This is a genomic window from Geobacillus sp. G4 (assembly GCF_040327975.1).
Classification (GTDB): Bacteria; Bacillota; Bacilli; order Bacillales; family Anoxybacillaceae; genus Geobacillus; species Geobacillus thermoleovorans.
The window spans coordinates 260,672-267,387 of the sequence record NZ_JBEPJY010000004.1 but is presented as its reverse complement, the minus strand read 5'-3'; the positions used below and the strand labels follow the sequence as shown (position 1 = coordinate 267,387).

The following is a 6,716-nucleotide window of genomic DNA, read 5'->3' as shown; positions in this document are numbered from 1 at the left end:
AAGCCCTTTGTGATCATCGCATCGACGATATGAACGAGATGCTTCATGACTGGTTTCGAGAAATAAAGCGCCAACCCGAACGTCGTGAAAAACTTGTGGATTCCTTGATGATGTGCGAATCTATTCATGAGACATGAACCTCCTTGTGAATGGTTGGATGACACATCTATTCTAACCAAGGAATCGGGTTCATGTCTCCTTTTTTGTTTTGATGTAAATTTATGTTAGTGATTTTGCTCATCTACAGTAAAAGTGATAAACGAGAAACAAATATTTTGATTAACGAAGAGGCAGATCCACCCGTTCCCTCAAAACGCCGCTATGATCATTGACATGAACTTTCCAACCTCACCCACGACGCCGCAACTCGAGCCAACGATCAATCAAATGAAAACGGAGAAAAAGCTTGTTCAAAACGTAGTTTTCTTTCCCTGCTCCACGTTGTATAATCAAAAAAGAGGAGGTGAACAAGCATGGAACGCGATACGGTTGTGAAAGAAGTGGTCGAGGCGCTGAAAATATTTTCCCGCGACATCCGCACCCAAATTGACGAAATGGGAAGCCAGCTCAGAGCGGAAATCCAAGACACTGCTAATCAGCTGAGGGCAGAAATCCAAGACACCGCTAATCAGCTGAGGGCTGAGATGCAAGACACGTCCAACCAACTGAGAGCGGAAATGCAGCAATTTCGCGCCGAGGTGAACGAGCGGTTCGACCGACTCGAGCAAAAATTCGCTGGCTTGCGCGTGGAGCTGACAGAAACGCAAGAAACCGTCCATTTCCTCGCGTCCAAAACCATCCAGCATGAGAAAAAACTCCACCATCTTGCCAAACAGCTTGAATTCATTCGCTAGTTTTCCTTCATCCGAAAGCCGCGTTTGACTGCGAGTCAAGCGCGGCTGTAATGTTTGTGCAGAGCGCAAACTCTCCGATCAACTCAACGCTTCCTGCAAGGAAACGTCATTCCACCCATCCCCTCTCCATTCCTTAGCTGCACGGCTTCGATAAAATCCATTGAACTCGGCTTGGGAACAGCAGCTTGGCGTCGTTTGGAAGACGAATCCACATATTTACGATCCAAAAGCAAGGGAACGGCTCAACGTCCAGCCAGGGGAAAAAATCGTCGGCTTTTTGCATCTCGGCTTCTTCGATTCTGAGCAAATCCCACCCGCCCGGCCGCGCACGAGGGCGGAAGAGAAGCTGACGATTTATCCGTCATCATGAACACAATGGTTTCCAATACGCAACCAAAACTCTGTCCCCGGACAAAACGCCAAAAACAGAGAACGCGCGCCGATAAAGTATGATGGGGCTTTTTGCATGCATAATTGCTGCTCCTTTTGACGCACAATATAAATACGAAAGAAGCCTTTTCATGATTTGAGGGAGGAATCATCCATGTCGTTTCTTTGGAGCTTAATCGTCGGGGGCGTCATCGGTTGGCTGGCAGGTCTTCTGACAGGACGCGATATTCCTGGAGGGATCATTGGCAACATGATCGCCGGGTTTATCGGAGCCTGGCTTGGAACGGCGCTCTTTGGCAACTGGGGGCCGACCATCGGCGGATTTGACATCATCCCAGCCCTGATCGGTTCGGTTATCCTCATTTTGCTTGCAAGTTTTGTCATTCACAGATTGCATAGGGCGGCGTGAACGACGCCCCTTTCGCGCTTTGCAGCAGGGATCGGTCTGGTCAGGTCAGTTTCTTGAGGTACAACCAAAACCAATCGGCTTTATCCATAGGTTCCCCCCACTTACATGGATGGTACTGTCAAAAGTTTTAAAGACGTACCCCGATTTTTTGTTGATTTTATGCTGTTCTCGACAAAAAAAGCTTGCCACCCCTGCTGTTTTTGGTACGATTGAGGTAACGACACCCACCAACCAAACAAAGGAGTGACAAGCTTGTTACCTCAATTATTAGCCTATTTGTTTGAAATAATCAAGACCCAATATCAAATGATTATTTATTTGCTTGGTGTTCTTCTCGGAAAGTCCCTCACAGACCTTGATGAGGAAGAACCTGTGCGTAAACCGTATCAGAAACTCCAAGTCGACGAGTTGCCTGTCATTGAAACGCTTCCACGTTTGGACTATCGCCAACTTCTCGCTGAATATGAACAGAAGCATGGGCGACCTTTAAAACCTATTCAACGACGCACAAACGCCAAAGCAACCGTCCCAGATACGCTGACCTGTCCGCAATGCCAAGCCCCTTCTGCCTATTTGTACGCCAACAACGGGGGAAAGGGGCAGTACCAATGCAAGGTGTGCCATTGTCGATTCAATCACCGAAGCCGATTTGCCAAACAGGTCATCATGCGTTGTCCGCATTGCTTAAAGACGCTCGAAAAAATCAAAGAGCGCAAGGATTATCACATCTATAAATGCAAAAATGACGATTGTTCGTTTTACCAAGCCAATCTTCGACGGATGAACGCAAGCGAGCGTAAACGGTTTAAACAGGAACCACACGCCTTTAAAGTTCGGTACATTTATCGGGAATTTCTGTTTGACTTTCAACCATTGGCACCGTCATCCCCGAAAAAGCCAAAGGTCGATCTGTCGCGTCTGTCGGTATCTCCGCACACGCTTGGGCTGATTTTGACGTATCACGTCAACTATGGGATGTCTTCTCGAAAAACAGCGGGCATCATGAAGGACGTCCATGGTCTGTCGATTTCACATCAGACGGTCATCAACTATGCCAACAGTGTCGCGCTGATCGTCAAGCCTTTCATCGATCACTTTCCTTACGAGCTGTCTGGCTCCTTTTGTGGGGACGAGACGTATATTCGCGTCAAAGGACGGTGGCATTACTTGTTCTTTATGTTTGATGCCATCAAGAAAGTCGTGTTATCTTATCGTGTCTCCCCCAACCGAGATACGATGTCTGCGATTCGTGCCATCGATGACGTCCTAAAGAAGTTGCCTTCGATTCCAGATGATCTTTCACTTGTCGTCGATGGAAACCCGATCTACTTATTGGCTCAACACTTTTTCGCCCAACACGGCATTCATTTCGATGTCCGCCAAGTGATCGGACTCACCAATGACGACCCTGTATCGGAAGAGTTCCGCCCACTCAAACAGATCATCGAACGATTCAACCGAACGTTTAAAGGCAACTATCGACCAACCCATGGGTTTGGCGCAGAAGAAGGTTCTGTTTCGTTTGTCACGTTGTTTGTGGCGTATTTCAACTTCTTGCGCCCTCATGGTGCACTCGAAAACCGAGTTCCCGTCGTCATCCCAGAGTTAGACAACCTCCCACATATGCCTGCACGCTGGGGCAAGCTCATTGCCATGGCGCAAGACTTTCTAAAACAACAGGCTGCCTAATAGGGATTCGGCGGAGCGAACCCTTGACCATCCGAACCTCGCCAAAGGTAAAATCAGGAATGGGCAAGGGCTGCTTTCCTATGCCCTTTTTCCTGCCCTTGCCCTTACTGACCTCTTCTCTCCTTTGGCGAGTGTTGGTCAAGGGAGAATCCGATTCCACCATCCCCTTTATTTTCCCTCCAACAGGTCGCTCATCGACGCTTTTCATAGAATTTTTGACGCTACCACATGGATTGCATGGAAGTGGGGGTGTTTCCGACCAAAGTCACAGACGACACAACGGTAGCTGTACTTTTGCAAGCAAAGATTCCACGCCCTTGCATTTCTTTCGTTCATACCGATTCACGGCAAGCAGCTTTTTGCCGCCTTCGCGCACATCGATCAGCGGATATGGCCAGCGGCTCGGCATAAATTTTCATTGTCATCCCTCACAATGCCAATGGCATGATTCGATCAAGCGAACAGCGTCACCGCTGTCCGCTTGACGAGAGCAACGCTTCTTTGACCAACTCCATCGCGTGTCCATCGTTCGGGTCATTCGTCCCCAACTCGCCGCGGAAGGCTTTCTGGAGAACGGATTGTTTTAATAAATCGAGCTTTTCCTCCACTGCCAAAACGAGTTGTTTTTCGTTCTCTAATTTTTCTAATAAGTTGTCGAGTTTCTCGGCGATGCGTTTTTGTTCGTTTAGGGGAGGCAAGGCAAAAGGAAAATCTTTGATTATCGTTTGAGAGATATTCGGTTGGGCTCCACCTTTACCTAACGCTACTAAATCACTTCTTCGTGCAAAAAAATAGTAAAACATATATTTTGAATCTAAAAACTCATACGGTTGACCGACTGCACAGGCCTGATTTGTAGCAGCATCTATACCAAGTATGCCAAGTCTCCCAATTGTTGCACCATACATTGCAATGACTATAGATCCTTTTGGAAATATTTTTGCACTGGACTTCTGGAGTCCCTCTGCTGTAATAGTTTCTTCAGAGCCGGTGATTATTCCATCATTTAATTCGCCCGTTTTAATCCAAGGAATATCCCCACCGTAATATTCTAATCTCTTTCTTGAAGGGGTCCCCCCTGACCCCCACTTTGCTACATGGCCTGATCGAACCCACACCCAATTCCCCGGCACCTCATAAGGCCATTGTTCTTTCGGAATGACGTCTTTTTCACTTAGATCATCGGATGTTTCCAATATACTTTTCTCGCTCGGGTCATTTGTCCCTAATTGCCCTTTAAACGCCTTCTCCAACATGACCGCCCGCCGCCGTTCGATCGACTCCTTCACTTCTTCAATCAGCCGCTTTGCTTCGTCGATTTTCGCAAACAGCCGCTCGATTTTATCGGCGATGCGTTTTTGTTCGTTTAGGGGGGGGAGTGGGAAAGGCAGACTTTCAATGAGAGCACCACTTATATTTGGCTGTGCTCCACCATACGCCAATTTCAAAATTTGTGTCGAGGAACTAATCACAAAATAATTTCTATACGCTGCATATAAAATGTTATCATTAATCGTTTTGATATTCCCAACACGCTGGTTTTGCATAGCGATTTCGTTCGAATTATATATACCTATTTTCCCAGTAGTAGCTCCAGACATTGCGATTAATAAGTCGCCTTTGCGCACCAAAAACTTTTCATTGTAGAGCTCCCTAGGAACCCTAACAGCGGTTTCGGGAGTTGTTTCCATACCATTTAAATCGGATATTCGAATTATTGGTATACCCTCATCAGAATAATCAGTGCTTTTAAATGCATATCCATTAAATAATTTGGCAACAACTCCAAATTTCACCCACACCCAATTCCCCGGCACTTCGTACGGCTGCTCGTCTTTGGGCACGAGCGCTTCTTCGAGCAGCTGTTCCATCGATTTTGGTTTGGCCTTGCTCATCGTTCTGACACCTCGAGTCGTTCAGCGACGTGGAGCATTTCGGTTTTGGCCGGTTCGTAGCGGGTCGGGTGTTCGGCCGCTTTCAGTTCGGCAATGACTTCATTGAGCAGCGAGATGGCGAGCTCTAATTTCTCCACCGCTTCTTCAGCCGAGTCGATCGGGTCGGGCAAGTTGTCGTACACGGACAGCGATTCGTCGGCGATGAGACCGATGTCGAGGCTGTCGCCTTTTTTGGCGATGTCGGCGCGGGTGAAGACGTTCCACCGTTCATCGTCGACTTGATGGCGGTTTTCGGCGGTGTAGGCTTTCATAAATCCGGCGAAATGGTCTTTCGTCAACGGATTGCGCTTGCCAAACGACGGCATGTTCGTGCGAAGATCGTACACCCATACTTCTTTCGTGTTGCCCGTGTCTGTTTCCCCGCGGGTGAAGAACAAGACGTTCGTTTTCACCCCTTGGGCGTAGAAAATGCCGGTCGGCAAGCGCAAGATCGTATGGACGTTGCATTTGTCCATCAAGTCGCGGCGGATGTCGGCGCCGACGCCGCCTTCAAACAGCACGTTGTCGGGCACAACGACCGCGGCGCGCGCCTTGCCGTTTGGTCTGAGCGCCCGGTAAATGTGCTGGAGGAAGTTCAGCTGCTTGTTTGACGTCATAAACGTAAAGTTGGTCCGTGTCGCCCGTTCGCCGCCTTTTTTTGTGCCAAACGGCGGGTTTGTCAAAATGACATCATACCCTTTCAGCTGTTCGCCAAGGGGAGAGAGCGTGTCGCCAAGCAAAATGTCGCCGTGCACATCATGCAAGAGGGCGTTCATGACCGCGAGGCGGTGCGTGTCGCGGACGAGCTCGACCCCGGAGAACGCTTCATATTTCTGGAACCGAATTTCTTCTTCCGATAAATCAAAATAGTCGTCCGTTTTCGCCCGGACGTGGCGGCTGGCGGCGATCATAAAGCCGAACGTCCCCGCCGCCGGGTCGTGGCAGCGCTCGCCGGGCTTCGGGTCAACGAGTTCGACGATGACGTCAATAAGCACGCGGGGGGTGAAATATTGCCCCGCGCCTGATTTCAATTCGCTCGCGTTTTTCTCGAGCAGCCCTTCGTACAAGGCGCCGAGCCCTTCTTCTTTCGCGTTGTACCAGTCAAGCGCGTCGATGGTGCGGATGATTTTTTCCAAGTTTTTCGGCTCACGGATGTTGGACGTCGCGTCGGTGTAAATTTGCCTTAACAGTTCGTTCTCTTCCTGCCCAAGCGCCATGAGCAGCTGTTGGTAATACGTTTTCAGCTCGATTCCATCCTTTTTGGCGAGCACGTCCCAACGGTATGGTTCGGGGATGATGTATTCTTGCCCGGTTTCTTTCATCATTTTCAAAAACAGCAAATACGTCAGCTCGGTGACATATTGGTGGTACGTGATGCCGTCGTCGCGCAAGACGTTGCACAAGTTCCACAGCTTTTGGACAATTTCTCGGTTGTTCATC

The 6,716-nt window shown here is 48.8% G+C and carries 5 protein-coding genes and 2 pseudogenes; 4 read left to right on the top strand and 3 right to left on the bottom strand.

The window, feature by feature from the left end:
• A pseudogene (locus ABS784_RS07435) lies at positions 1–128 on the bottom strand (IS701 family transposase); the annotation flags it as partial.
• 345 nt (positions 129–473) lie between these two features.
• Here ABS784_RS07435 and ABS784_RS07430 point away from each other — a divergent pair.
• The 4 genes and pseudogenes from ABS784_RS07430 (at position 474) to ABS784_RS07415 (ending at position 3,342) form a co-directional block, all read left to right on the top strand.
• Positions 474–854 carry a hypothetical protein gene (locus tag ABS784_RS07430; protein WP_352511964.1) on the top strand — a complete coding sequence of 127 codons (381 nt, stop codon included), beginning with the start codon at positions 474–476 and terminating at the stop codon, positions 852–854.
• Between the two features lie 169 nt (positions 855–1,023).
• Positions 1,024–1,224, top strand: a pseudogene (locus tag ABS784_RS07425) (nitroreductase family protein); the annotation flags it as partial.
• 174 nt (positions 1,225–1,398) lie between these two features.
• Positions 1,399–1,653 (top strand): GlsB/YeaQ/YmgE family stress response membrane protein, encoded by a 255-nt coding sequence (locus ABS784_RS07420; RefSeq protein WP_352511962.1) that lies wholly within the window; start codon positions 1,399–1,401, stop codon positions 1,651–1,653.
• A gap of 252 nt (positions 1,654–1,905) precedes the next feature.
• On the top strand, positions 1,906–3,342 hold the full coding sequence (locus ABS784_RS07415) for a DDE-type integrase/transposase/recombinase (RefSeq protein ID WP_352511960.1): 1,437 nt from the start codon (positions 1,906–1,908) through the stop codon (positions 3,340–3,342).
• A gap of 467 nt (positions 3,343–3,809) precedes the next feature.
• On the opposite strand, the gene ABS784_RS07410 is transcribed toward ABS784_RS07415, so the two are convergent.
• Together ABS784_RS07410 and ABS784_RS07405 are read right to left on the bottom strand one after the other, a co-directional pair.
• Positions 3,810–5,237, bottom strand: coding sequence for a restriction endonuclease subunit S (locus ABS784_RS07410; protein ID WP_352511958.1), 1,428 nt, complete (start codon positions 5,235–5,237; stop codon positions 3,810–3,812).
• Complete coding sequence (locus ABS784_RS07405) at positions 5,234–6,715, bottom strand: class I SAM-dependent DNA methyltransferase (protein WP_352511956.1); 1,482 nt, start codon at positions 6,713–6,715, stop codon at positions 5,234–5,236. Before ABS784_RS07405 ends, ABS784_RS07410 begins: the two co-directional genes overlap by 4 nt.
• Between the last annotated feature and the right edge of the window lies 1 nt (position 6,716).